Source organism: Klebsiella sp. K-3 (assembly GCF_051207495.1).
GTDB lineage: Bacteria > Pseudomonadota > Gammaproteobacteria > Enterobacterales > Enterobacteriaceae > Klebsiella > Klebsiella aerogenes.
Genome location: NZ_JBPNXF010000018.1, coordinates 37,604 through 60,075 on the forward strand (window position 1 = coordinate 37,604; position 22,472 = coordinate 60,075).

The window sequence follows — 22,472 nt, forward strand, 5'->3', positions numbered from 1 at the left end:
TTTTGTCCCACAAGAATCTATTTTCCCTCCCTGGAGGACAACCGTGTCTAAGCGTCGTGTAGTTGTGACCGGACTGGGCATGTTGTCTCCTGTCGGCAATACCGTAGAGTCTACCTGGAAAGCTCTCCTTGCCGGTCAGAGTGGCATCAGCCTGATCGACCATTTCGATACTAGCGCCTATGCAACGAAATTTGCTGGCTTAGTAAAGGATTTTAACTGTGATGATATCATCTCGCGCAAAGAACAGCGCAAGATGGATGCCTTCATTCAATATGGAATTGTCGCTGGCGTTCAGGCCATGCAGGATTCTGGCCTTGAAGTGACGGAAGAAAACGCAACCCGCATCGGCGCCGCTATCGGTTCCGGTATTGGTGGCCTTGGCTTGATCGAAGAAAACCACAGTTCGCTGGTAAATGGCGGACCGCGGAAGATCAGCCCGTTCTTCGTACCGTCCACAATTGTTAACATGGTGGCCGGTCATCTGACCATCATGTTCGGTCTGCGTGGACCGAGTATCTCCATCGCGACCGCTTGTACTTCAGGCGTACACAATATCGGCCACGCGGCGCGTATTATCGCTTACGGCGATGCCGATGCGATGGTTGCCGGTGGTGCAGAGAAGGCGAGTACGCCGCTGGGCGTAGGCGGCTTTGGCGCTGCGCGCGCGCTGTCTACCCGCAATGACAATCCGCAGGCGGCAAGCCGTCCGTGGGATAAAGAGCGTGATGGCTTCGTGCTGGGTGACGGCGCCGGTATGGTCGTACTGGAAGAGTACGAGCATGCGAAAAAACGCGGCGCGAAAATCTACGCTGAGATCGTCGGCTTTGGTATGAGCAGCGATGCCTACCATATGACGTCTCCACCGGAAGATGGCGCTGGCGCTGCGCTGGCGATGGTTAACGCCATTCGTGATGCGGCAATTGAACCGGGCCAGATTGGCTACGTCAACGCCCACGGAACTTCTACGCCAGCGGGCGATAAAGCAGAAGCCCAGGCGGTGAAATCCGTGTTTGGCGATGCGGCACGCCGTGTGATGGTGAGCTCCACCAAATCCATGACTGGCCACCTGTTAGGCGCGGCTGGCGCAGTAGAGTCTATCTACTCTATTCTCGCGCTGCGCGATCAGGCGGTTCCGCCGACCATCAACCTGGATAACCCGGATGAAGGTTGCGACCTTGACTTCGTTCCTCATGAAGCGCGTCAGGTTTCCGGTATGGAATACACCCTGTGTAACTCCTTCGGCTTTGGCGGTACTAACGGTTCGATTATCTTCAAAAAAGTATGATCAACCGCTAATGCTGGTTTAAGCGTTGACGAAAGACCCGCCTGGCGGGTCTTTTTTTATTCGGTTTTCTCCGCTTGTTCTCTGCTTTTTATCCTGAGACACTGTGCCACCGGTGAGAGGAGCCCTCTATGTTCTTGATAAATGGTGTCGAGCAGGATGTTCTGGCAGCAAATGACCGCGCAATTCAATTCGGTGATGGCTGTTTCACCACCTCGCGAATCATCAACGGCCAGATAGCCTTTTTCAATGCCCATCTGGGCCGTTTGCAGGATACGTGCGAAAAACTCTTTATACCTTTTACTGAATGGCGAACGTTGGCCGCAGAGATGCAAGAACTGGCAAAGCCGCACAGTGAAGGCGTCCTCAAAGTGGTCATAACGCGTGGCTCAGGAGGCCGGGGATATAGCGCGACAGGCTGCATGCAGCCGAACCGCATGATGAGCGTTTCTTCTTTCCCCTCGCATTATGCGCGATGGCGAGAAGAGGGAATAACCCTGGCGTTAAGTCCGATCCGCCTGGGGCGCAATCCCTCGCTGGCCGGGCTCAAACATCTTAATCGCCTGGAACAAGTCTTGATTCGTTCTCATCTTGAGCAGACAGACGCCGATGAGGCGCTGGTCCTTGACAGCGACGGGTGGCTTACGGAATGCTGTGCCGCGAATGTGTTCTGGCGTAAAGGAAGCCATGTGTTCACGCCGCGCCTCGATCAGGCGGGCGTCAATGGCATTATGCGCCAGTACTGTATAGCCAAGTTGGCACGTTCGCCTTTTGATGTTGTCGAAGTATCCGTGCGCCCCGATGTGCTGCGCGATGTCGATGAAGTGCTGATTTGCAATGCGCTTATGCCGCTGGTACCGGTTTGTCGTTGGGATGACGTCTGTTGGTCTGAACGCGATCTTTACCATTTTTTAGCCCCATTGTGTGAGCTGCCTGGTTAGTCATGAAGAAAATGTTACGTTTTGTCCTGCTGTTAGTCGTGGTGTTCGGTATTGCCGCAGCGGCAGGTATGTGGAAAGTCCGCCAACTGGCAGATAGTAAGTTGCTTATTAAAGAAGAGACCATCTTCACCCTTGAGCCAGGAACCGGGCGAGTGGTGCTTGGCCAGCAGCTGTATGGCGATAAAATCATTAATCGTCCACGCGTATTCCAGTGGCTGCTGCGCGTCGAACCTGAACTTTCTCATTTCAAAGCGGGTACCTATCGCTTCACACCGCAAATGACGGTGCGCGAGATGCTGCAGCTTTTAGCGAGCGGTAAAGAAGCGCAGTTCCCGCTACGGTTTGTTGAAGGGATGCGCGTTAGCGACTATTTGCGTCAGCTGCGCGATGCGCCGTATGTGAAGCACACTTTAGAAGACGACAGTTACGAAACGGTCGCCAAAGCGCTGGGTCTTGAGCACGCCGATTGGGTTGAAGGTTGGTTATGGCCGGATACCTGGATGTACACCGCCAATACCAGCGATATCGCCATTCTTAAACGCGCGCACCAGAAAATGGTCGCTGCGGTAGCGAAAGCCTGGGAAGGGCGGGCGGATAATCTACCCTATAAAGATCAAAACCAGTTACTGACCATGGCCTCTATCGTTGAGAAAGAGACCGCGGTTCCTGCCGAGCGCGATCGCGTGGCGTCAGTCTTTATCAACCGTCTACGCATTGGCATGCGTTTGCAGACCGACCCTACCGTAATTTACGGCATGGGAGAGCGCTATAATGGTAAACTGTCGCGTAAAGATCTGGAGACGCCGACCGCCTATAACACCTATGTGATTAGCGGTATGCCGCCAGGGCCAATCGCCGTGCCGGGCGAAGCGTCTCTCAATGCGGCCGCGCATCCGGCGAAAACGCCGTACCTCTATTTTGTTGCCGACGGCAAAGGCGGCCATACGTTCAATACCAATCTGGCCAGCCATAACCGTTCGGTTCAGGACTATTTAAAAGTACTTAAGGAAAAAAATGCGCAGTAACTATATCGTTATCGAAGGCCTGGAAGGGGCGGGGAAAACCACCGCACGCAATCTGGTCGTTGAGACACTCGAACAGCTGGGTATCCGCGATATGGTGTTTACCCGTGAGCCGGGCGGCACCATCCTGGCTGAAAAACTGCGCAGCCTGGTGCTGGATATCCAGTCTACCGGCGATGAAGTCATTAACGATAAAGCTGAAGTGCTGATGTTTTACGCCGCCCGCGTACAGCTGGTGGAAACGGTGATTAAGCCTGCTCTGGCTCGCGGTCAATGGGTCATTGGCGACCGTCACGATCTCTCAACTCAGGCCTACCAGGGCGGCGGGCGCGGTATCGATCAGGGAATGCTGGCGACGCTACGCGATGCGGTGCTCGGCGATTTCCGCCCTGATTTAACGCTCTATCTTGACGTGACGCCGGAGGTCGGCCTCAAGCGCGCGCGCGCGCGCGGCGATCTGGATCGGATTGAACAGGAGTCGATGAACTTCTTTAATCGTACCCGCGCGCGCTACCTTGAACTGGCGGCGCAGGATCCGACTATCCGTACGGTGGATGCAACGCAGCCTCTGGAAGCGGTTGAACGTGATATCCGTTCTGTCATCACACAATGGGTTGCGGAGCAACGCGCATGAAATGGTATCCGTGGTTACGCCCGTCCTTCGAGCAGCTAGTGGCTGGTTATCAGGCAGGACGGGGTCACCATGCGTTATTACTGCAGGCGTTGCCGGGGATGGGCGGCGACGCGCTCATCTACGCGTTATGCCGATTCCTGATGTGCCGCCAGCCGGAAGGGCATAAAAGCTGCGGCCATTGTCATAGCTGCCAGCTTATGCAGGCCGGCACCCATCCTGATTACTACACGCTTGCCCCGGAGAAAGGCAAGAGTGCGCTAGGTATCGATGCGGTGCGCGGCATCACTGAAAAACTCTATGAGCGCGCGCGTCTCGGCGGCGCGAAGGTGGTGTGGATCAACGATGCGACGTTGTTAACCGATGCCGCCGCCAATGCTTTGCTGAAGACGCTGGAAGAGCCGCCGGAACACACCTGGTTTTTCCTGGCCTGTCAGGAGCCGGCGCGGCTGCTCGCTACCTTGCGTAGCCGTTGCTTCTCATATCATCTTGCCCCGCCCTCTGAAGCCTGGGCATTAGGGTGGTTAGAGCGCGAAGTGACAATGTCACAAGATGCTTTGTTGGCCGCTCTGCGCCTCAGCGCTAACGCGCCCGCAGCAGCGCTGGAGTTACTGCAAGAGGCCAACTGGGCGCCGCGTCAACAGCTCTGCCAGGCGCTAGCCAGCGTGTTAACCAGCGGCGATTGGCTGTCATTATTACCGGTTCTGAATCACGAACAGGCTCCGGTGCGTCTGCACTGGCTGGCATCGCTGTTGCTGGATGCGCAAAAAAGGCAACAGGGTATTTCGCTTCTGAGTAATCCGGATGCCTGGACGCTGGTTAACCAGCTGGCGCAAACACTCTCGGGCCCGCGTCTTGAAGCTATCACGCGCGATGTGAGCGCCTGTCGCGAACAGTTACTGAGCGTGGTCGGCGTCAACCGCGAACTACTACTCACCGAGCGCCTCCTGCGCTGGGAACATTACCTGCAACCCGGGGCGGTTCTGCCCGTCTCGCATCTCTGAGAATAAGAATATGTTTTTAGTCGATTCCCACTGCCATCTTGATGGCCTGGATTATCAAACGTTGCATAAAGACGTCGATGATGTTCTGGCGAAAGCCGCCGCGCGTGATGTCAGGTTTTTCCTGGCGGTCGCCACGACGCTGCCGGGATACCGCGGGATGCGTGAATTAATCGGCCAGCGCGATGACGTCGTGTTTTCTTGCGGCGTGCATCCCCTGAACCAGGATGAAGCGTATGACTTTGAGGAACTGCGTACGCTGGCAGCGGAGGAGGGCGTCGTGGCGATGGGGGAAACCGGGCTCGATTACTTCTATACCCCGGAAACCAAACTGCGCCAGCAGGAGTCTTTCCGTCAACACATTCGCATTGGCCGCGAATTAAATAAACCGGTGATTGTGCATACCCGCGATGCGCGCGCCGACACGCTGGCAATTTTGCAGGAAGAAAACGTGACGGATTGCGGTGGCGTACTACACTGTTTCACAGAAGATAGAGAGACTGCGGGTAAACTGCTCGATATGGGATTCTATATTTCGTTTTCCGGTATCGTCACATTCCGTAATGCCGAACAGCTACGAGATGCCGCGCGTTATGTGCCGCTCGATCGTCTGCTGGTGGAGACCGATTCGCCGTATCTGGCGCCGGTGCCGCACCGCGGCAAAGAGAACCAGCCGGCAATGGTTCGTGATGTCGCCGAATACATGGCGGTGTTGAAAGGCGTGCCGTTGGAGCAACTCGCGCAACAAACCACCGAAAACTTTGCCAGCTTGTTCCACATCGACCCTGCCAGACTGCAACCTGCCTGATCTTTCTATTATTTTAAGGCTCGTAATTAATACTTAAAGCGAGTAAAGTTCACCGCCGCGACAGAGGCGGTGAACGCATTTTTGCAACATACAGATACACATTATGTAAATCAGTGTAAATTTTTATATGTTGACTGAATGAAACGTGATAGCCGTCAAACAATCTCCGCGTTAATTATTTTACTCTGTGTAATAAATAAAGGGCGCTTAGATGTCCTGTCCACGGCCCGGTTCTCCCCCCGAGCCAATGCGTGAAAACGTAAAAAAAGTACCAAATACTCAGGAGCACTCTCAATTATGTTTAAGAATGCATTTGCTAACCTGCAGAAGGTCGGTAAATCGCTGATGCTGCCAGTATCCGTACTGCCTATCGCAGGTATCCTGCTGGGCGTCGGTTCTGCCAACTTCAGCTGGCTGCCAGCCGTGGTTTCTCACGTCATGGCAGAAGCAGGCGGTTCAGTATTCGCCAATATGCCGCTGATCTTCGCAATCGGTGTTGCGCTTGGCTTCACCAATAACGACGGTGTATCCGCACTGGCTGCAGTCGTAGCTTACGGCATCATGGTGAAAACCATGGCGGTAGTCGCGCCGCTGGTTCTGCATTTACCTGCTGAGGAAATCGCAGCGAAACACCTGGCTGATACCGGCGTGCTTGGCGGTATTATCTCGGGTGCGATTGCAGCCTACATGTTCAACCGCTTCTACCGTATCAAGCTGCCTGAATATCTGGGCTTCTTCGCGGGCAAGCGCTTTGTGCCGATTATCTCTGGTCTCGCTGCTATCTTCACCGGCGTGATCCTGTCCTTTATCTGGCCGCCGATCGGTTCCGCCATCCAGACCTTCTCTCAATGGGCGGCTTACCAGAACCCAGTTGTGGCGTTCGGTATCTACGGCTTCATTGAGCGCTGCCTGGTACCGTTTGGTCTGCACCATATCTGGAACGTACCTTTCCAGATGCAAATTGGTGAATACACCAACGCTGCAGGCCAGGTGTTCCACGGCGACATCCCGCGTTACATGGCAGGCGACCCGACTGCAGGTAAACTGTCTGGCGGCTTCCTGTTCAAAATGTACGGCCTGCCGGCTGCAGCTATCGCGATTTGGCACTCTGCTAAACCAGAGAACCGCGCCAAAGTCGGCGGTATCATGATCTCCGCTGCGCTGACCTCGTTCCTGACCGGTATTACCGAGCCGATCGAGTTCTCCTTCATGTTCGTAGCGCCGATCCTGTATATCATTCACGCGATTCTCGCAGGGCTGGCATTCCCGATCTGTATCCTGCTGGGTATGCGTGACGGGACTTCGTTCTCTCATGGTCTGATCGACTTTATCGTTCTGTCCGGCAACAGCAGCAAACTGTGGCTGTTCCCGATTGTCGGTATTTGCTACGCGATCGTGTACTACGTCGTCTTCCGCGTGCTGATTAAAGCGCTGGACCTGAAAACGCCGGGTCGTGAAGATGCAACAGAAGACAGCAAAGGCGCCGCTACCAGTGAAATGGCCCCGGCTCTGATTGCTGCTTTCGGCGGTAAAGAGAACATCACTAACCTCGACGCATGTATTACTCGTCTGCGCGTGAGCGTGGCTGATGTAGCGAAAGTTGATCAGGCTGGTCTGAAAAAACTGGGTGCTGCTGGCGTAGTTGTTGCAGGTTCTGGCGTTCAGGCCATTTTCGGTACCAAGTCCGATAACCTGAAAACCGAAATGGATGAATACATCCGCAACAGCTAAGACGTAGTGTGGGGAGACTAAGGCAGCCAAATGGCTGCCTTTTTTACGTCGGTATTCTGGTCATTGTTTGGCAATATCCGGAAAATGGGGAGAAATGCTTATTCCCTCAGCAGCTAAGTCTATAGTTGAATAAGAAAAACTGCATTCAGGTTGAAAGAGAGGGAGGAAGTCGCTCATACTCTTAGCTGATCCTGTGCATTCGTGTTTATCTGCAGAGGCAGGCCGGAGCACGGTATAAAACTAATAAGGAATCAGTCATGGCAGAAGAAACGATTTTCAGCAAAATCATTCGCCGGGAAATCCCGTCGGATATTGTTTATCAGGATGAGCTGGTCACCGCTTTTCGCGATATCTCTCCGCAGGCGCCGACCCATATTCTGATTATCCCGAATATCCTGATTCCGACCGTAAACGACGTCACTACCGAGCACGAACTGACTTTGGGCCGTATGATGACCGTCGCGGCCAGGATTGCCCGTGATGAAGGCCTTGCTGATGACGGCTACCGCCTTATCGTTAACTGCAACCGCCACGGCGGCCAGGAAGTCTACCATATTCATATGCACCTGCTGGGCGGTCGTCCGTTAGGCCCGATGCTGGCGCATAAAGGCTAAACCGATGCGCGCTGCTTATTCAGGCGTTTTGATTCTGACGGCGCTACTGGCCGGATGTAGCTCGCGCCCGGAAATTCCGGTTGGCGAACAGCAGACTTTGGTGATGGAATCCAGCGTTCTGGCGGCGGGTATCAGCGCCGATCCGCCGTCGGTCACCGCCTCGGAAATCCAGGCCACCGCTACCTCAAGATTATTTAATGAACGGCAACAGCCCATAACCGTGCACTACCGTTTCTTCTGGTATGACGCCCATGGGCTGGAGATGCATCCGCTGGAACCTGCGCGAAGCGTGACGGTTCCAGCCCACTCGTCCGTGGTGCTCTACGGCAGTGCCAATATTCTCGGGGCGCACAAAGCCCGTCTTTATCTTTATCTCTAAGAGGTCATCATAATGATTAAAATGTGTCGCTATGCGTTAATCACTGCACTGGCGATATTCCTGGCAGGCTGTGTGGGGCAACGAAATGAACCTGCGCCAGTCGAGGAGGCCAAGCCGAAGCCGGAACAACCTGCGCAGCCGCAGCCGACGGTACCTGCCGTGCCGACGGTGCCAACGCAGCCGGGTCCAATCGAACACGGCAGTGAACAGCCTTCGCAGCCGTCCCAGCCCGCGCCGCGCGTTCGCCACTATAACTGGGACGCCGCTGTGCAACCGATGGTCGGTCAGATGCTGCAGGCGGGCGGCGTGAACGCAGGTAGTATTCTGCTGGTGGATAGCGTCAACAACCGTACCAACGGATCGCTGAACGCATCCGAAGCGACCTCCGCGCTGCGCAACGCGTTGGCGGGCAACGGCAAGTTTACGCTGGTCTCCTCGCAGCAGCTCTCCGTAGCGAAACAACAATTAGGTCTTTCGCCGCAGGATAGTCTCGGCAGCCGCAGCAAAGCGATGGGAATTGCGCGCACCGTTGGCGCTCAGTATGTGCTGTATTCGAATGCCACCGGCAACGTCAACGCGCCGGAGCTGAAAATGCAACTGATGCTGGTGCAGTCCGGCGAGATTATCTGGTCAGGCAAAGGTGCGGTTCAGCAACAATAAGCTAACGCGCGACGAGCTCTTGTCGCGCTTTTTTCCCCGCTATTCGCCTGTCGCCGCGCTGACTGAAAACGGTCTTAGCGGCGGCAGCTGTATTATCAGCGATGGCGTTCGTCGGCTGGTGTTGCGCCAGCCACACGATCCGCTGGCGCCGCTCAGCCATTTTCTACGCCAGTACCGCGTGCTTCAGCGCCTTCCCGCGACCCTTTCCCCGGCGCCGGTGTTCTTTTCGCCGTGCTGGATGGTGGTGGAGTATTGCACAGGGGAAGTGAAAAGCGGGCTGCCGGAATGCCCCTCGCTTGCCGAGTTATTGTATCATCTGCATCAACAGCCGCGTTTTGGCTGGCGTATCGAGCTGGCGCCGTTGCTTGAATTGTACTGGCAGCAGTGCGATCCGGCGAGGCGTACGGTTTTCTGGTTACGTTGGCAGAAACGGTTATTACGCCGGCGAGAACCACAGCCGTTGCGTTTGGCGCCTCTGCATATGGACGTCCACGCCGGCAATATAATTCACCGCGACGACGGGCTGCGCTTGATTGATTGGGAGTATGCCGGAGACGGCGATATCGCACTGGAACTGGCGGCGGTATGGTGCGATGCCCCTACGCGTCGTCAATTGCTTAAAGCCTATTCACGGCTCGCGCATCTTGATGAGCGTCAGCTGCGGCGGCAAATACAACGCTGGCGACCGTGGGTGCTCATGCTGATGGCGGGATGGTATGAACGGCGCTGGCAGCAGAGCGGCGACCGGCAATTTATTACGCTGGCGGATGCGACATGGCGTCAGCTAAAAATAGAAAATAAAGGATAAGAGAGGTCTGTGTGGGTCCGGTAATGTTGGATGTCGAAGGTTTTGAACTGGATGCGGAAGAGCGTGAGATTCTGGCTCATCCTTTGGTCGGCGGCTTAATTTTGTTTACCCGCAACTACCACGATCCGGCGCAATTGCGTGAACTGGTACGTCAAATCCGCGAGGCCTCGCGTAATCATCTCGTGGTGGCGGTAGATCAGGAAGGCGGACGCGTGCAGCGTTTTCGCGAAGGTTTTACTCGCCTGCCGGCTGCGCAGTCTTTTGCCGCTCTGCTGGGGGTGGAAGAGGGCGGTAAACTCGCCGCTGAGGCCGGTTGGCTGATGGCCAGCGAAATGATCGCCATGGATATTGATATCAGCTTTGCGCCGGTGCTGGATGTCGGCCATATCAGCGCCGCGATCGGTGAACGCTCCTGGCATGAAGACCCGCAAAAAGCGTTGGCGATGGCGCGTCATTTCATCGACGGTATGCATGCCGCCGGCATGAAATCCACCGGTAAACACTTCCCGGGCCACGGCGCGGTGACGGCGGATTCACACAAAGAGACGCCGTTTGACCCGCGTCCGGCAGCGGAAATCCGCGCCAAAGATATGGCGGTGTTCAAAAGTCTGATCGATGAGCAACGGCTGGATGCGATTATGCCGGCGCACGTGATTTACTCTGACATCGATCCGCGCCCGGCCAGTGGTTCAGAATACTGGCTGAAGACGGTGCTGCGCGGCGAGCTGGGCTTTGACGGCGTCATCTTCTCTGACGACCTGTCGATGGAAGGGGCGGCGATCATGGGCAGCTATGCTGAACGTGGACAGGCATCGCTCGATGCCGGTTGCGATATGATCCTGGTCTGCAATAATCGTAAAGGCGCGGTGAGCGTATTGGATAACCTGTCCCCGATCAAAGCAGAGCGTGTTACAAAATTGTATCATAAAGGTTCATTTACCCGTCAGGAACTGCGAGATTCCGCGCGTTGGCAGACGGTCAGCGCACAGCTGGAGGCGCTCCATGCGCGCTGGCAAGAAGCGAAGTCTGCGTAATTAACCTGAAGGGCGTTGTTGTCTGGTGAGGATACGATGATTATCTATTTACACGGTTTTGACTCTAACAGCCCCGGTAACCATGAAAAGGTGCTGCAGCTGCAGTTTATCGACCCGGACGTGCGGTTGATTAGCTACAGTACGCTCCATCCAAAACATGATATGCAGCATTTGTTGAAGGAAGTCGACAAAATGCTGCAGCTCAATGCCGACGATCGGCCGCTGATATGCGGTGTCGGGTTAGGTGGCTACTGGGCGGAAAGGATTGGTTTCCTGTGCGATATTCGCCAGGCCGTGTTCAACCCGAATCTGTTCCCTCACGAGAACATGGAAGGGAAAATCGACAGGCCGGAGGAGTATCAGGATATCGCCACCAAGTGCGTGAACAACTTCCGTGAAAAAAATCGCGACCGTTGCCTGGTAGTGCTATCACGCCATGATGAGGCGCTGGATAGCCAACGTTCGGCTGACTTGTTGCATCATTATTACGAAATCATCTGGGATGAAGAACAGACTCACAAATTTAAAAGTCTTTCACCGCACCTGCAGCGAATAAAGGCTTTTAAGACCCTCGGCTAATCCTGTTTTGTCATAATCAGCCCGCAGCGTGCAAACGCCGCGGGCTTTTTCTTGTCCATAATTGACGTTGTTCGTTTAAAAAATATGCGGTAAAACTTGATGCACATCAATTTTGGTATGACCAATGTTCCGTTCATGCTATTCTCGGTGCTGCTGAATGGTTTCATCGCTGCAACCTATTGTTAACTAAGAGCTATTTGAATAACTTTTAATTAACAATTGGTTAATAATTTTAGGGGGTCTTGTGACTACGCCATTGAAAAGAATCGTTATTGTAGGTGGTGGTGCCGGCGGACTGGAACTGGCTACTCAGTTGGGTAGAAAGCTGGGCCGCAGCAAAAAAGCGAAAATTACGCTGGTGGACCGCAACCATAGCCACCTGTGGAAGCCGTTGCTGCACGAAGTGGCGACCGGTTCTCTGGATGAAGGCGTTGACGCGCTGAGCTACCTGGCGCATGCGCGCAACCATGGTTTTCAGTTCCAGTTAGGCTCGGTGGTGGATATCAATCGCGAAGGGAAAACCATTACCCTTGCGGAACTGCGTAACGAGAAAGGCGAGCTGTTGGTTGCGGAGCGTAAGCTGCCGTACGACACGCTGGTAATGGCGCTGGGCAGTACCTCCAATGACTTTAACACGCCAGGGGTGAAGGAAAACTGTATTTTCCTGGATAACCCGCACCAGGCGCGCCGTTTCCATCAGGAAATGCTCAACCTGTTCCTCAAGTATTCTGCAAATCTCGGTGCGAACGGTAAGGTCAATATCGCTATCGTCGGCGGCGGGGCCACCGGCGTTGAGCTGTCGGCTGAGCTACATAATGCGGTGAAACAGCTGCATAGTTACGGCTATAAAGGGTTGACCAACGAAGCGCTGAACGTGACGCTGGTTGAAGCCGGCGAACGTATTCTTCCGGCGCTGCCGCCGCGCATTTCCGGCGCCGCGCACAATGAACTGACTAAGCTTGGCGTACGTGTCCTGACGCAGACCATGGTGACCAGCGCAGACGTTAACGGCCTGCACACTAAAGATGGGCAGTTTATTGATGCCGACCTGATGGTGTGGGCGGCGGGTATCAAAGCGCCTGATTTTATGAAAGAGATTGGCGGCCTGGAGACCAACCGTATTAATCAGCTGGTGGTGGAGCCGACGCTGCAGACCACCCGTGACCCGGATATTTACGCCATCGGCGACTGCGCCTCCTGCGCTCGCCCGGAAGGTGGGTTTGTCCCACCGCGCGCCCAGGCGGCGCACCAGATGGCAACCTGCGCGCTGAATAACATTCTGGCGCAGATGAAAGGCAAAGCGCTGAAACCGTATGTCTATAAAGATCACGGTTCACTGGTCTCGCTGTCGAACTACTCCACCGTTGGCAGCCTGATGGGCAACCTGATGCGCGGCTCGATGATGGTTGAAGGGCGAATTGCGCGCTTCGTGTATATCTCGCTGTATCGCATGCATCAGATTGCGTTACACGGCTATTTCAAAACCGGCCTGATGATGTTGGTAGGACGTATTAACCGCATCATTCGTCCGCGTCTCAAGCTGCACTAAGCGGCAGGCAATCAGGATAGCGTCATCGCGGCGCTATCCTGAAAACACAGCATATCCTTCTGCCAGAATCGCTAATTCCTGTTAGGAATCCTCTGAATCCCCTTGATTTGCCGTAGGTTCCCGCATTTTTCATCCGCTTTCTGATTTGCATACCCCCTGAGCAGAACGCAGAATTGCTAGTAACAGCAATGAAGGAGGAACTCCCGTGAATAAATCAATGTTGGCGGGTATTGGGATTGGCGTTGCCGCCGCGTTGGGCGTCGCCGCCGTTGCCGGTCTCAATGTATTAGATCGTGGCCCGCAATATGCGCAAGTGGTGTCCAGTACGCCAATAAAAGAAAGCATAAAAACGCCGCGTCAGGAATGCCGTAACGTGACCGTTACCCATCGTCGCCCGGTTCAGGATGAAAACCGTATTGCCGGTTCCGTTCTCGGCGCGGTCGCCGGCGGCGTGATTGGCCATCAGTTTGGCGGCGGTCGCGGTCGAAGCGTAGCGACCGTTGTCGGCGCGTTAGGCGGCGGCTATGCCGGCAACCAAATTCAGGGCTCAATGCAGGATAACGACACCTATACCACTACCCAGCAGCGCTGTAAGACGGTCTACGATAAGTCGGAAAAAATGCTCGGTTATGACGTCACCTATAAAATCGGCGACCAGCAGGGCAAAATCCGCATGGACCACCAGCCGGGGGCGCAAATCCCGCTGGACAGCAACGGTCAGCTGATTCTGAATAACAAAGCGTAAAATAGCAGTTTTAAGCTATTAGCCCCTCATTCACTCAGGCTGAGGGGCTTTTTTTATCAGAACGTTAACGCGTAGTTCAGGCCGAAGGTCCGGCCGCGGCCTTTATATTCGTACAGCCCGGCGCTGCCATAGGTTGGACTATACAACAGCGGCGCACGCTGTCCCCAGATGGTGACGTAATCCTCATTCAGCAAGTTCTCGATGCTAAAGGTCAGTTTACCCACCGGGAGCAGATAGCTACCGATAAAATCGACGGTGTTGTACCCATCAAGTTTATTCCCGCTGGCATCGCTTAAATCAAATACCTGCTGGCTTTGCACACGCAGCGACCACGGGTCCGGCGCCCAGCCGACCCAGGCGGTGGCTTTCGACGGCGAGGCCAGGGTGACGTCCCACTTCTGCCAACTGCCATCAGTTTTTACTTGCGATTTCAGCACGTTGAAGTTAGCACCCAGACTCCAGTCGCTATCAGGCACGAAGTAGTCCACCGCGCCTTCCACGCCGTAAATGCGTCGTTTATCCGATTGCACATCAATGGTCATATCGCTGCGGTTAACCACGATGGTTTTGTCTGATGTCGAGTAATAAGCGGCAAGTTGGGTGCGCAGGTTGTCGCCGGTGTAGCGCCAACCCAGCTCCCAGGAGTTAACTTTGATCCCCTGCAGCGGCGAGTCGCCGACGTTAACACTGGAGACCAGCGGCAGATGGCCGTTGACCGCGGCGCCGTAGCTGCCGATACCGTAATATTTACCCGGATCCGGGAGTTCGACGCCCTGAGAGAAGTTAAACCAGGTCTGCTGGCGTTCGGTAATGTGGGCGACGATCCCGGCGTTAAAGAGGAAGTTATCATAATCGGTCTTGCCGCCAGGAATGGCGTCAGCCGACCGGTATTTACCTTTGGCGACATCCTGCTGTTGCGCATAGCCGACAAAATCATCAACCCGATTTTCCGTCCACTGATAACGCACGCCGCCGCTAAGGGTGAAGATGTCGTTCAGGTCATAACTGCTTTGCAGGAACGGCGCGAGATTGGTGATGCTGTAGCCAGGGTAACGGCCGGTGGTATAGGCTGACTGGTTGTTCAGGCCGCCGGAAGCCATCGCTTTATCCAGATCGAAAAACATCTGGTTGGAATTAAAGGTTTCATGGTCGGCATCAACGCCCCAGGTTAGATCCCATCCCGTTAGCGGCTGGCTGTTGAAGGTAATTTTAGCGCCGTACTGGTCGGTATCCTGCTGTGAGGCGGAAAAACTGCTTATTTTACCTTTGCTCAAGGCCGGGAAGGGGTAGAAGGTCAGCGATTCGTCGCGATAGTAAATCTGGCTGACCAGGTTCTGACCGAAGAAGTCGGCGTCGGAATATTGCAGGCTGATCAAATGACGTTCGGTGCCGGGTACGCGGTCAGAGTTAAGCCCGTTAGAGGTCCAGGCTTTACTTTCGCCAAGTACCGCCGACATATCTTTGCCCAGATTCAGGCCATAATCATCGCCCTGGCTTTTATAGTACTGCGTGACTAGCTGGAGCTGACGCTGGTCATCGATTTCTATGGTACCGGTGCCCATCACGTCGAGTCGGTCTGAATGCTGTAAGCCGGTTTGCGTATTATCGAGGATCAGCGCGTCATTGTTGCCGTCATACCAGCCGCCGAAGCGCTGATAGGCCACCGATAGACGGCCGGAAGCATGATCGGTACCGCCGCTGACGGCCGCCGCCACCCGTTCATCATGGTCGTTGCTATTGGCAAAGCCTGTTTTACCACCCAGCTCCAGATCCACCTGGCGTTCCTGCTGGCCTTTTTTCGTAACGATATTAATCAGACCGCCGGTACTACCGCCACCGTATAACGACGTCGCGCCGGAAATAACTTCAATATGCTCGATGTTAAACGGATCGATGGCATCAAGCTGGCGGCTATCGGTGCGCGATGAATTGAGGCGCACGCCGTCGATCAGCACGACGATGGCGCGTCCGCGCATGTTCATGCCGTAGTTGGTACGCCCCTGGCTGCTGACATCTATCCCGGGGATCAGCTGCGCGAGGACATCTTTAAACTCTTTACCACCCTGAACCTGTTGCTCGATTTCCTGGCCTTCAATCACCCAGGTGGTTTGCGCCATCTCAGCGACGGTACGGTGGTTACGGTTGGCGCTGACGATAATATCGTCTTCATCGGCAGCCTGCGCAGTAAACGCTGGCAGAGCGGTGGCCAGCAGCAGAGGATTGAGCAGCCAGAGGCGCTTGTTCATTCGCATTCCTTGATATGAGTTAGTCAGTACTGTTGTTATTTTTTTCAGCCACAGGCGCGGCTGTTACAGCGTGAAACATATAGAAAGACAAATGCGAATTTTGCACATATTGATTATCGTTATCAATATCATTTACAACAAATCAACATAATGAAAATATTGAGAAAAGTAAGGGTATTCAGCAGAAGGGGAAAAAACCGGCGAGCGACGGCCGCCGGTAGGGGATTAAGGTTGCAGGATTTGCGGCCACAGGCGCAGCGTAGTGTCGCTTATTTGTTTCAGGGTAGCGAAATCAGCGCCTTCGCGCGCGCTGATTGACATTCCTTGCAGCACGCAGTTTAAAAACTGCGCCAGCTGCAAGACATTGCCCTGCGCAGGGAGCTCGTCGCGCTGCTGGCGTTGCTGTAAAAATTGCGTCAGCGTTTGTTCCTGCACCGCGTGGCGCGACTTAATGGTGTTGGCGATATCGGTTGACGAGGCGGCCAGCGCCGCGGAGGTGTTAATCATAAAACAGCCTGCCGGGGTATCTTTGCTGGTAAAGCAGGTGGCGACGGCGGTGAAATAGTCGCGCAGCGCCTGATCGACGGTTTTAGCGTCATCGAATAGCAGGGCTTCGTGTTTGGCGGCGAAGCGGGAAATGTAGCGATCCAGCACCGCGCGGAATAAGCCTTCTTTGTTCACGAACTCGGCGTACAGCGTCGGGGCTTTCGCACCGGTCGCTTCGACGAGATCGGCCAGCGAAGTTGCTTCATAGCCGTGCTGCCAGAAAAGTGTCATGGCCTTGTCCAGCGCCGCGTCCCTGTCGAACACTTTAGGTCGGCCACGGCTTTTTTTTGCGCAACTTTGAACGTCAGTTGTCATGATGCCGTTGTACCTATGTTGGGTTGTTGAACGGCCATTATAAAAATAAACGTGTCATGCTGCCAGCGGCAGAAGTCCAAAAATAAATAATTCATATATGTATGAAAATTAAGCATTTTATAAATAGTTAAATGATCGTTATAAAAATGAGTTGACCTGTGACGTGGATCACATTATCATTTACCTATCGATCGTTAAGTTAATTCTTACGACCCTACTATAAAAATCATCTGCATAGGTATAATAATCATGAAAAACGTCCAAAAACTGGCACTTGCCGCCGTACTGAGCTCACTCTCATTCGCAAGTTTCGCCGCTGTTGAGGTGCAATCCACCCCAGCAGGTCAACATAAAATCGGTACCGTTTCCGCATCCGCCGGCACCAATCTGGGTTCGCTTGAAGATCAGCTGGCGCAGAAAGCCGACGAGATGGGGGCGACCTCTTACCGTATTACTTCGGTAACCGGTCCTAACACCCTGCACGGTACCGCGGTTATCTATAAATAAATGTTGTAACCCCTGTCATGCCACTGACAAAACGCGTTCCTGACCCCCTTCAGCAGAACGCGTGTAGTAAGCAGTAAAAGTCGTTCCCTTTGTTATGCCACTCTCGCGACGCGGTCCACACCCCTTCATGGAACCGCGCCCCGCGAAACCTCGTCAGCGACGCTGACGATTGCCACAAAAAAACCCGCCGTGCCTGGCGGGTTTTTTACTTTCTGCAATTCGGAAATGCATTACAAGGCTTGCTCGGCGGAAACCTGATGGCGGGTCACATCGATCGGCATTCCTGAACGCAGCTCCATCGCGCTTTCCATCACCTGCTGATTGGTCTGCGGCGCCTGTTTAAAGTTCTTCATGCTGGCGTTCAGGACGATTGGCAGCGTCTGCGGATCGTCATTGATATGTTCGGACAGTGGCTGGTGGACTTCCACCAGACGGGTACCGTTTGGTTCTACCGAAACTTTGATTGGTTCGTTGATGATATTCACCCTGGTGCCCGGCGTGATTTTGTTATACAGCGACTTGATATCGGCATCGCGCAGGCGGATACAGCCTGAACTGACGCGCATCCCGATACCAAAATCGGCGTTGGTGCCGTGCAGCAGATAGACGCCGCCGTAGGCCGCGAGACGAATCGCGTGATGCCCCATCGGGTTATTCGGCCCGGCTGGAACAACCGCAGGTAAATCGATCCCCATCGCTTTATATCGTGCGCGGATGTTGGCGGTTGGTGTCCAGGTGGGGTTGGCGCGCTTATCGGAAACGGTAGTGACCATCGTCGGGGTCAGAGTATCGCCGCCAAGCTGGCCGATACCGATCGGATAAACGGTCACGCTATTCTGTCCCGGCGGATAGTAGTACAGGCGCAGCTCGGCGATATTGAGCACCAGACCTTCACGGGGGGCGTCAGGCAGCAGCGTCTGTAGCGGGATAGTCAGCACGCTCCCGGCGCGCGGCACATAAGGATCGACGCCAGGATTAGCCTGCAGCAGCGCGAGAAAACCGACGTTGTATTTTTTAGCAATCGCTTCCAGCGATCCGCCGTTATCCTGCACCACATGAAACTGATTCTCCCCGACCAGCCGGCTACCGCTCGGCGGTAGCGGCCAGGTATTGGCGCGGGCGGGAAGGGCCAGCGTCGCCGCGAGAGCGAATGCCGTAAGCCAGGTTGAAACACGCGAGATATTTATCATTACCATAATTCCACAATAAACAAACGGTTATTTTTATAAGATAATCGATGTCAATTATGGCGCGGGAGAGTGTTGGGAAATCCAGGTGGATTGCAAAATGTTTGTAAAGTTTGCTAACTGTGACAGGTAAAGAGATGCGGTTCTGACAACCGCATCTCTTTTTTATCATGCGCTGGCGTTCTCTTCTAGCTGACGCATAAACTGGTTTACCCATTCCATGCGCGTTTTACGCTCATCAAGCTCCTGGAAGAATTTGAGCCTTGTCGGCCCATCCAGCCGGTAATGCTGCGGCTGCTTCTGCAGTAGACCGATAAGCCAGACCGGGTTAACGTTATTTTTCTCGTTAAACTCGATCACGCCGCCTTTTTCATTGCACTCCAGCTTGCGGATCCCCAGCTTTTGCGCCTGCTGGCGTAGGCGCGCGATATCCAGCAAATTACGCGCCGCATCCGGCAATGTGCCAAAGCGATCGATCAGCTCGACTTTGATTTCATCGAGATCGTGTTCATTTTTGGCGCTGGCGATACGCTTATAGAACGACAGGCGGGTGTTAACGTCGGGAATAAAGTCATCCGGCAGCAGCGCCGGCATGCGCAGCTCCACTTCCGTCTGCTGGCTGGTGAGATCTTCCAGCGACGGCTCGCGACCCTCTTTCAGTGCATCGACAGCGTTCTCCAGCAATTCCATATACAGTGAAAAGCCGATAGTTTCCATCTGCCCGCTCTGACCTTCTCCCAGCAGTTCGCCAGCGCCGCGGATTTCAAGATCGTGGGTCGCGAGGGCAAAGCCGGCGCCAAGGTCTTCTAACGACGCGATAGCTTCCAGGCGTTTCTGCGCGTCGGTGGTCATGGCTTTCGGATGCGGGGTGAGCAGCCAGGCGTAGGCCTGATGGTGCGAACGACCCACGCGGCCGCGCAGCTGGTGCAGCTGGGCAAGGCCGAAGTGATCGGCGCGCTCAATGATGATGGTATTGGCGGTCGGGATATCAATGCCGGTTTCAATGATTGTCGTGCAAACCAGCACATTAAAACGCTGGTGATGGAAATCGTTCATCACCCGTTCCAGTTCACGTTCGCGCATCTGGCCGTGACCGATGGCAATTCGCGCCTCCGGTACCAGTTCAGCCAGACGATCCGCCGCTTTCTGAATATTTTCAACATCGTTATACAGATAGTAGACCTGGCCGCCGCGCAGGACTTCACGCAGAATCGCCTCGCGAACCACCAGCGCGTCGTATTCGCGGACAAAGGTTTTTACCGCCAGACGGCGAGCTGGCGGGGTGGCGATAATGGACAGATCGCGCATTCCGCTCATCGCCATATTCAGCGTACGCGGGATCGGCGTGGCGGTCAGCGTCAGGATATCGACGTCCGCGCGCATCGCCTTGATACGTTCTTTATGACGCACCCCGAAGCGGTGTTCTTCATCGACGATAAGTAGACCCAGGTCGCGCAGCTTGACTTCATTTTGCAGCAGCTTATGGGTACCGATCAAAATATCGATTTTACCCTCAGCCGCCTGTTCGAGGATCTGCGCCTGCTCTTTAGCGCTGCGGAAACGCGATAGCATCTCAATGCGTACCGGCCAGTTGGCGAAGCGGTCGCGGAAGTTATCGTAGTGCTGCTGGGCGAGCAGGGTGGTCGGCACCAGCACGGCCACCTGTTTGTGGTTTTCGACGGCGAGGAAAGCGGCGCGCATCGCCACTTCGGTTTTCCCAAAGCCAACGTCGCCGCAGACCAGACGGTCCATCGCCAGCGGCTGGCACATGTCGCTGAGGACGGCGTTAATCGCCTGTGCCTGATCCGGCGTGGTTTCGAACGGGAAACCGTCGCAGAATAATTGATACTGCTCGCGGTCATGCTTAAAGGCGAAGCCTTCTTTGGCCGCGCGCTGGGCGTAAATATCCAGCAACTCGGCGGCCACGTCGCGCACTTTCTCCGCCGCTTTTTGCCTTGCCCGCGCCCAGGCGTCGCCGCCGAGTTTATGCAGCGGCGCATTTTCTTCCGCGCCACCGGCGTAGCGGCTGATCAGATGTAGCGATGATACCGGCACATACAGTTTGGCGTCGTTGGCGTAGGTCAGCATCAGGTATTCGCCTTTGATGCCGCCCGCTTCGAGGGTGGTCATCCCGGCATAACGACCCACGCCGTGTTCAAGGTGCACCACCGGCTGGCCGATATGCAGTTCCGCCAGGTTGCGAATGAGCGTATCGGGGTTGATGGTACGGCGGGAATCCTGACGGCGGCGGGCGACGCGTTCGCCCAGCAGATCGCTTTCGCAAATCAGCGCAAGATTGGCCTGACTGTCGATAAATCCGTGCTCGGCGGCGCCGATCATCAGGAAGCGGCCATTTCCGGTGGCTTCCTGCAGGCGCAATATATGTTTTGGCGCAATTTTGATGCGCGCCAGCATTTCGCCCAGCGCCTCGCGGCGGCCTTCGCTTTCAACTGAGAAAATCACCGGGCCGCTGAAGGATTCAAGGAAGCGACGCAGATTGTCCAGCGGCGCTTTATTCTGCGCCTGGATCGCCAGCTCGGGCAGGGGTTGATAGCCGAGGTTAGTATTAGCGGCTTTCTCCGCCAGACGCTCGGTTTTTAACTGGATCCGCGGCCATTTTTTCAGCTCGCTAAAAAGCTCGTCGCTGCGCAGCCACAGCTGCTCCGGCGGTAGCAGCGGGCGCATCGGATCGACGCCGCGGTTTTCAAAGCGGGCGCGGGTCTCATTCTGGAAACGCTCGGCGCTGTGCTCCAAATCGCCGGTATTCACAATCAGCGTACTGGGCGGGAAATAGCTAAACAGCGGCGGCAGCGGTTCGTTGAAGAACAGCGGTTGCCAGTATTCGATCCCGGCGGGCAGGGTACCTTTGCTCACCTGCTGGTAGATATGTTCCGGATCGCGCTTCACGTCAAAACGATCGCGCCACTGGCTGCGGAACAGCTCGATCGCTGCCTGGTCGGTCGGGAACTCATGCGCCGGCAGCAGATTGATGGCCTCGACTTCTTCCAGGGTACGCTGGCTATCAACATCGAATAACCGCAGGCTGTCTATTTCGTCATCAAAGAAATCGAGGCGATAGGGCTGCTCGCTACCCATCGGGAAAAGGTCGAGCAGCGCGCCGCGGGTCGCGTATTCGCCGTGTTCCATCACCTGATCGACATGGCGGTAACCGGCGCTATCTAACTGCGTGCGTAGCGCATCGCGCGACAGACGCTGCCCTTTTTTCATTACCAGCGCGTGACCGTGCAGATAATTATGCGGGCAGACCTTCTGCATCAGAGTGCTGACCGGAACGATAAGCACGCCGCGCTGCATGGTCGGCAACTGGTATAAAGTGGCAAGGCGCGAAGAGATAATATCCTGATGGGGCGAAAAGCTATCGTAAGGCAGGGTTTCCCAGTCAGCGAGGCCTATCACCATGCTATCGGTAAATTGCCTGATTTCATCATTCAGACGCAGGGCGTTTTGCATGTCGGGCGCAACCAGCACCACCGGGCCGTGATGGCGTTCGGCCATTTCGGCTACCAGCGTGGCGCAGGCGGCGCCGGTGAGTTCGCCAAGCTGGCGCTGATCGCCGGCTTTGACCGGCAGAGTATAGCGATATTGTTCAGGCATAACGGTTGTCAGGATCCCTTAGCGCCTATCCCATCAGGCGATTGTTTGTACTGTTTGGCCGCAGTCGGCCAACTCGCTCTACGATGTAGGGGCAAATTGCTGATATTCAATGTCTCTGATTATCCGCAATTGGTCTGATTTCGCCAACCCGAATGGCCTTCTGCGCCAGGTTTTCTACAGCGCGTGGCGATTGATAAATATATACACTCTAAATTAACTTCCTGATTTAAAACTATTATTTTGTTATTTTGGCGAAAAAATCTACCGTATCA

The 22,472-nt window shown here is 54.9% G+C and carries 21 protein-coding genes; 16 read left to right on the forward strand and 5 right to left on the reverse strand.

What is annotated here, in order from left to right:
- Positions 1-43: 43 nt before the first annotated feature.
- From fabF to ACSEMK_RS22785, 15 genes are all read left to right on the forward strand, one after another.
- Complete coding sequence (gene fabF, locus ACSEMK_RS22715; RefSeq protein WP_087858002.1) at positions 44-1,285, forward strand: beta-ketoacyl-ACP synthase II; 1,242 nt, start codon at positions 44-46, stop codon at positions 1,283-1,285.
- 128 nt (positions 1,286-1,413) lie between these two features.
- On the forward strand, positions 1,414-2,223 hold the full coding sequence (gene pabC / locus ACSEMK_RS22720; protein ID WP_430915494.1) for an aminodeoxychorismate lyase: 810 nt from the start codon (positions 1,414-1,416) through the stop codon (positions 2,221-2,223).
- 2 nt (positions 2,224-2,225) lie between these two features.
- Positions 2,226-3,248 carry a cell division protein YceG gene (yceG, locus tag ACSEMK_RS22725; RefSeq protein WP_020079144.1) on the forward strand — a complete coding sequence of 341 codons (1,023 nt, stop codon included), beginning with the start codon at positions 2,226-2,228 and terminating at the stop codon, positions 3,246-3,248.
- The gene (gene tmk / locus ACSEMK_RS22730) at positions 3,238-3,879 is read left to right on the forward strand and encodes a dTMP kinase (protein WP_113374196.1); all 642 of its coding nucleotides are present in this window, start codon (positions 3,238-3,240) and stop codon (positions 3,877-3,879) included. Before yceG ends, tmk begins: the two co-directional genes overlap by 11 nt.
- Positions 3,876-4,880, forward strand: a complete 1,005-nt coding sequence (holB, locus tag ACSEMK_RS22735; protein ID WP_087857998.1) for a DNA polymerase III subunit delta' — start codon at positions 3,876-3,878, stop codon at positions 4,878-4,880. Before tmk ends, holB begins: the two co-directional genes overlap by 4 nt.
- Positions 4,881-4,890: 10 nt before the next feature.
- Positions 4,891-5,685, forward strand: a complete 795-nt coding sequence (locus tag ACSEMK_RS22740; RefSeq protein ID WP_087857997.1) for a metal-dependent hydrolase — start codon at positions 4,891-4,893, stop codon at positions 5,683-5,685.
- 297 nt (positions 5,686-5,982) lie between these two features.
- On the forward strand, positions 5,983-7,416 hold the full coding sequence (gene ptsG, locus ACSEMK_RS22745) for a PTS glucose transporter subunit IIBC (RefSeq protein WP_045393695.1): 1,434 nt from the start codon (positions 5,983-5,985) through the stop codon (positions 7,414-7,416).
- Positions 7,417-7,673: 257 nt separating this feature from the next.
- Entirely contained in the window at positions 7,674-8,030 is a 357-nt protein-coding gene (gene hinT, locus ACSEMK_RS22750; protein WP_087857996.1) for a purine nucleoside phosphoramidase, read from the forward strand.
- 4 nt (positions 8,031-8,034) lie between these two features.
- On the forward strand, positions 8,035-8,409 hold the full coding sequence (locus tag ACSEMK_RS22755; RefSeq protein ID WP_087857995.1) for a YcfL family protein: 375 nt from the start codon (positions 8,035-8,037) through the stop codon (positions 8,407-8,409).
- Between the two features lie 21 nt (positions 8,410-8,430).
- Positions 8,431-9,069: a penicillin-binding protein activator LpoB gene (gene lpoB / locus ACSEMK_RS22760; protein WP_183269035.1), complete on the forward strand. Its 639-nt coding sequence runs from the start codon at positions 8,431-8,433 to the stop codon at positions 9,067-9,069.
- The gene (thiK, locus tag ACSEMK_RS22765) at positions 9,050-9,877 is read left to right on the forward strand and encodes a thiamine kinase (RefSeq protein WP_087857993.1); all 828 of its coding nucleotides are present in this window, start codon (positions 9,050-9,052) and stop codon (positions 9,875-9,877) included. The genes lpoB and thiK overlap by 20 nt, the downstream gene beginning before the upstream one ends.
- A 23-nt stretch (positions 9,878-9,900) precedes the next feature.
- The gene (gene nagZ / locus ACSEMK_RS22770) at positions 9,901-10,911 is read left to right on the forward strand and encodes a beta-N-acetylhexosaminidase (protein ID WP_183269023.1); all 1,011 of its coding nucleotides are present in this window, start codon (positions 9,901-9,903) and stop codon (positions 10,909-10,911) included.
- 36 nt (positions 10,912-10,947) lie between these two features.
- Positions 10,948-11,490, forward strand: a complete 543-nt coding sequence (ycfP, locus tag ACSEMK_RS22775; RefSeq protein WP_087857991.1) for an alpha/beta hydrolase YcfP — start codon at positions 10,948-10,950, stop codon at positions 11,488-11,490.
- 244 nt (positions 11,491-11,734) lie between these two features.
- A complete protein-coding gene (locus ACSEMK_RS22780) occupies positions 11,735-13,039 on the forward strand; it encodes an NAD(P)/FAD-dependent oxidoreductase (protein ID WP_087857990.1) in 1,305 nt (434 codons plus the stop codon).
- A gap of 205 nt (positions 13,040-13,244) precedes the next feature.
- A complete protein-coding gene (locus ACSEMK_RS22785) occupies positions 13,245-13,784 on the forward strand; it encodes a glycine zipper 2TM domain-containing protein (protein ID WP_020079139.1) in 540 nt (179 codons plus the stop codon).
- 56 nt (positions 13,785-13,840) lie between these two features.
- Here ACSEMK_RS22785 and ACSEMK_RS22790 read toward each other — a convergent pair whose 3' ends face one another.
- The 3 genes from ACSEMK_RS22790 to ACSEMK_RS22800 all read right to left on the reverse strand — a co-directional run bounded on the left by ACSEMK_RS22790 (position 13,841) and on the right by ACSEMK_RS22800 (position 17,007).
- Positions 13,841-16,030 carry a TonB-dependent siderophore receptor gene (locus tag ACSEMK_RS22790; RefSeq protein WP_087857989.1) on the reverse strand — a complete coding sequence of 730 codons (2,190 nt, stop codon included), beginning with the start codon at positions 16,028-16,030 and terminating at the stop codon, positions 13,841-13,843.
- A 225-nt stretch (positions 16,031-16,255) separates the two neighbouring features.
- Positions 16,256-16,891, reverse strand: a complete 636-nt coding sequence (locus ACSEMK_RS22795) for a TetR/AcrR family transcriptional regulator (protein WP_430915495.1) — start codon at positions 16,889-16,891, stop codon at positions 16,256-16,258.
- Positions 16,888-17,007 carry a hypothetical protein gene (locus ACSEMK_RS22800; RefSeq protein ID WP_161801890.1) on the reverse strand — a complete coding sequence of 40 codons (120 nt, stop codon included), beginning with the start codon at positions 17,005-17,007 and terminating at the stop codon, positions 16,888-16,890. The genes ACSEMK_RS22795 and ACSEMK_RS22800 overlap by 4 nt, the downstream gene beginning before the upstream one ends.
- Positions 17,008-17,140: 133 nt before the next feature.
- Here ACSEMK_RS22800 and bhsA point away from each other — a divergent pair, with 133 nt between their 5' ends.
- Entirely contained in the window at positions 17,141-17,398 is a 258-nt protein-coding gene (gene bhsA, locus ACSEMK_RS22805) for a multiple stress resistance protein BhsA (RefSeq protein WP_045375056.1), read from the forward strand.
- Between the two features lie 230 nt (positions 17,399-17,628).
- On the opposite strand, the gene ldtC is transcribed toward bhsA, so the two are convergent.
- Positions 17,629-18,588 carry a L,D-transpeptidase LdtC gene (gene ldtC, locus ACSEMK_RS22810; RefSeq protein WP_271031905.1) on the reverse strand — a complete coding sequence of 320 codons (960 nt, stop codon included), beginning with the start codon at positions 18,586-18,588 and terminating at the stop codon, positions 17,629-17,631.
- Between the two features lie 165 nt (positions 18,589-18,753).
- A complete protein-coding gene (mfd, locus tag ACSEMK_RS22815; protein WP_411325432.1) occupies positions 18,754-22,200 on the reverse strand; it encodes a transcription-repair coupling factor in 3,447 nt (1,148 codons plus the stop codon).
- Positions 22,201-22,472 lie beyond the last annotated feature (272 nt).

Coding starts and splice junctions, on each gene's coding strand:
- ACSEMK_RS22800 (WP_161801890.1), bottom strand. CDS start 17,007: ATGCTTAATTTTCATACATATATGAATTATTTATTTTTGGACTTCTGC.
- mfd (WP_411325432.1), bottom strand. CDS start 22,200: ATGCCTGAACAATATCGCTATACTCTGCCGGTCAAAGCCGGCGATCAG.
- ACSEMK_RS22755 (WP_087857995.1), top strand. CDS start 8,035: ATGCGCGCTGCTTATTCAGGCGTTTTGATTCTGACGGCGCTACTGGCC.
- ACSEMK_RS22790 (WP_087857989.1), bottom strand. CDS start 16,030: ATGAACAAGCGCCTCTGGCTGCTCAATCCTCTGCTGCTGGCCACCGCT.
- hinT (WP_087857996.1), top strand. CDS start 7,674: ATGGCAGAAGAAACGATTTTCAGCAAAATCATTCGCCGGGAAATCCCG.
- pabC (WP_430915494.1), top strand. CDS start 1,414: ATGTTCTTGATAAATGGTGTCGAGCAGGATGTTCTGGCAGCAAATGAC.
- nagZ (WP_183269023.1), top strand. CDS start 9,901: ATGTTGGATGTCGAAGGTTTTGAACTGGATGCGGAAGAGCGTGAGATT.
- ACSEMK_RS22795 (WP_430915495.1), bottom strand. CDS start 16,891: ATGACAACTGACGTTCAAAGTTGCGCAAAAAAAAGCCGTGGCCGACCT.
- bhsA (WP_045375056.1), top strand. CDS start 17,141: ATGAAAAACGTCCAAAAACTGGCACTTGCCGCCGTACTGAGCTCACTC.
- ACSEMK_RS22740 (WP_087857997.1), top strand. CDS start 4,891: ATGTTTTTAGTCGATTCCCACTGCCATCTTGATGGCCTGGATTATCAA.
- lpoB (WP_183269035.1), top strand. CDS start 8,431: ATGTGTCGCTATGCGTTAATCACTGCACTGGCGATATTCCTGGCAGGC.
- yceG (WP_020079144.1), top strand. CDS start 2,226: ATGAAGAAAATGTTACGTTTTGTCCTGCTGTTAGTCGTGGTGTTCGGT.
- ptsG (WP_045393695.1), top strand. CDS start 5,983: ATGTTTAAGAATGCATTTGCTAACCTGCAGAAGGTCGGTAAATCGCTG.
- tmk (WP_113374196.1), top strand. CDS start 3,238: ATGCGCAGTAACTATATCGTTATCGAAGGCCTGGAAGGGGCGGGGAAA.
- ycfP (WP_087857991.1), top strand. CDS start 10,948: ATGATTATCTATTTACACGGTTTTGACTCTAACAGCCCCGGTAACCAT.
- ldtC (WP_271031905.1), bottom strand. CDS start 18,588: ATGATAAATATCTCGCGTGTTTCAACCTGGCTTACGGCATTCGCTCTC.
- holB (WP_087857998.1), top strand. CDS start 3,876: ATGAAATGGTATCCGTGGTTACGCCCGTCCTTCGAGCAGCTAGTGGCT.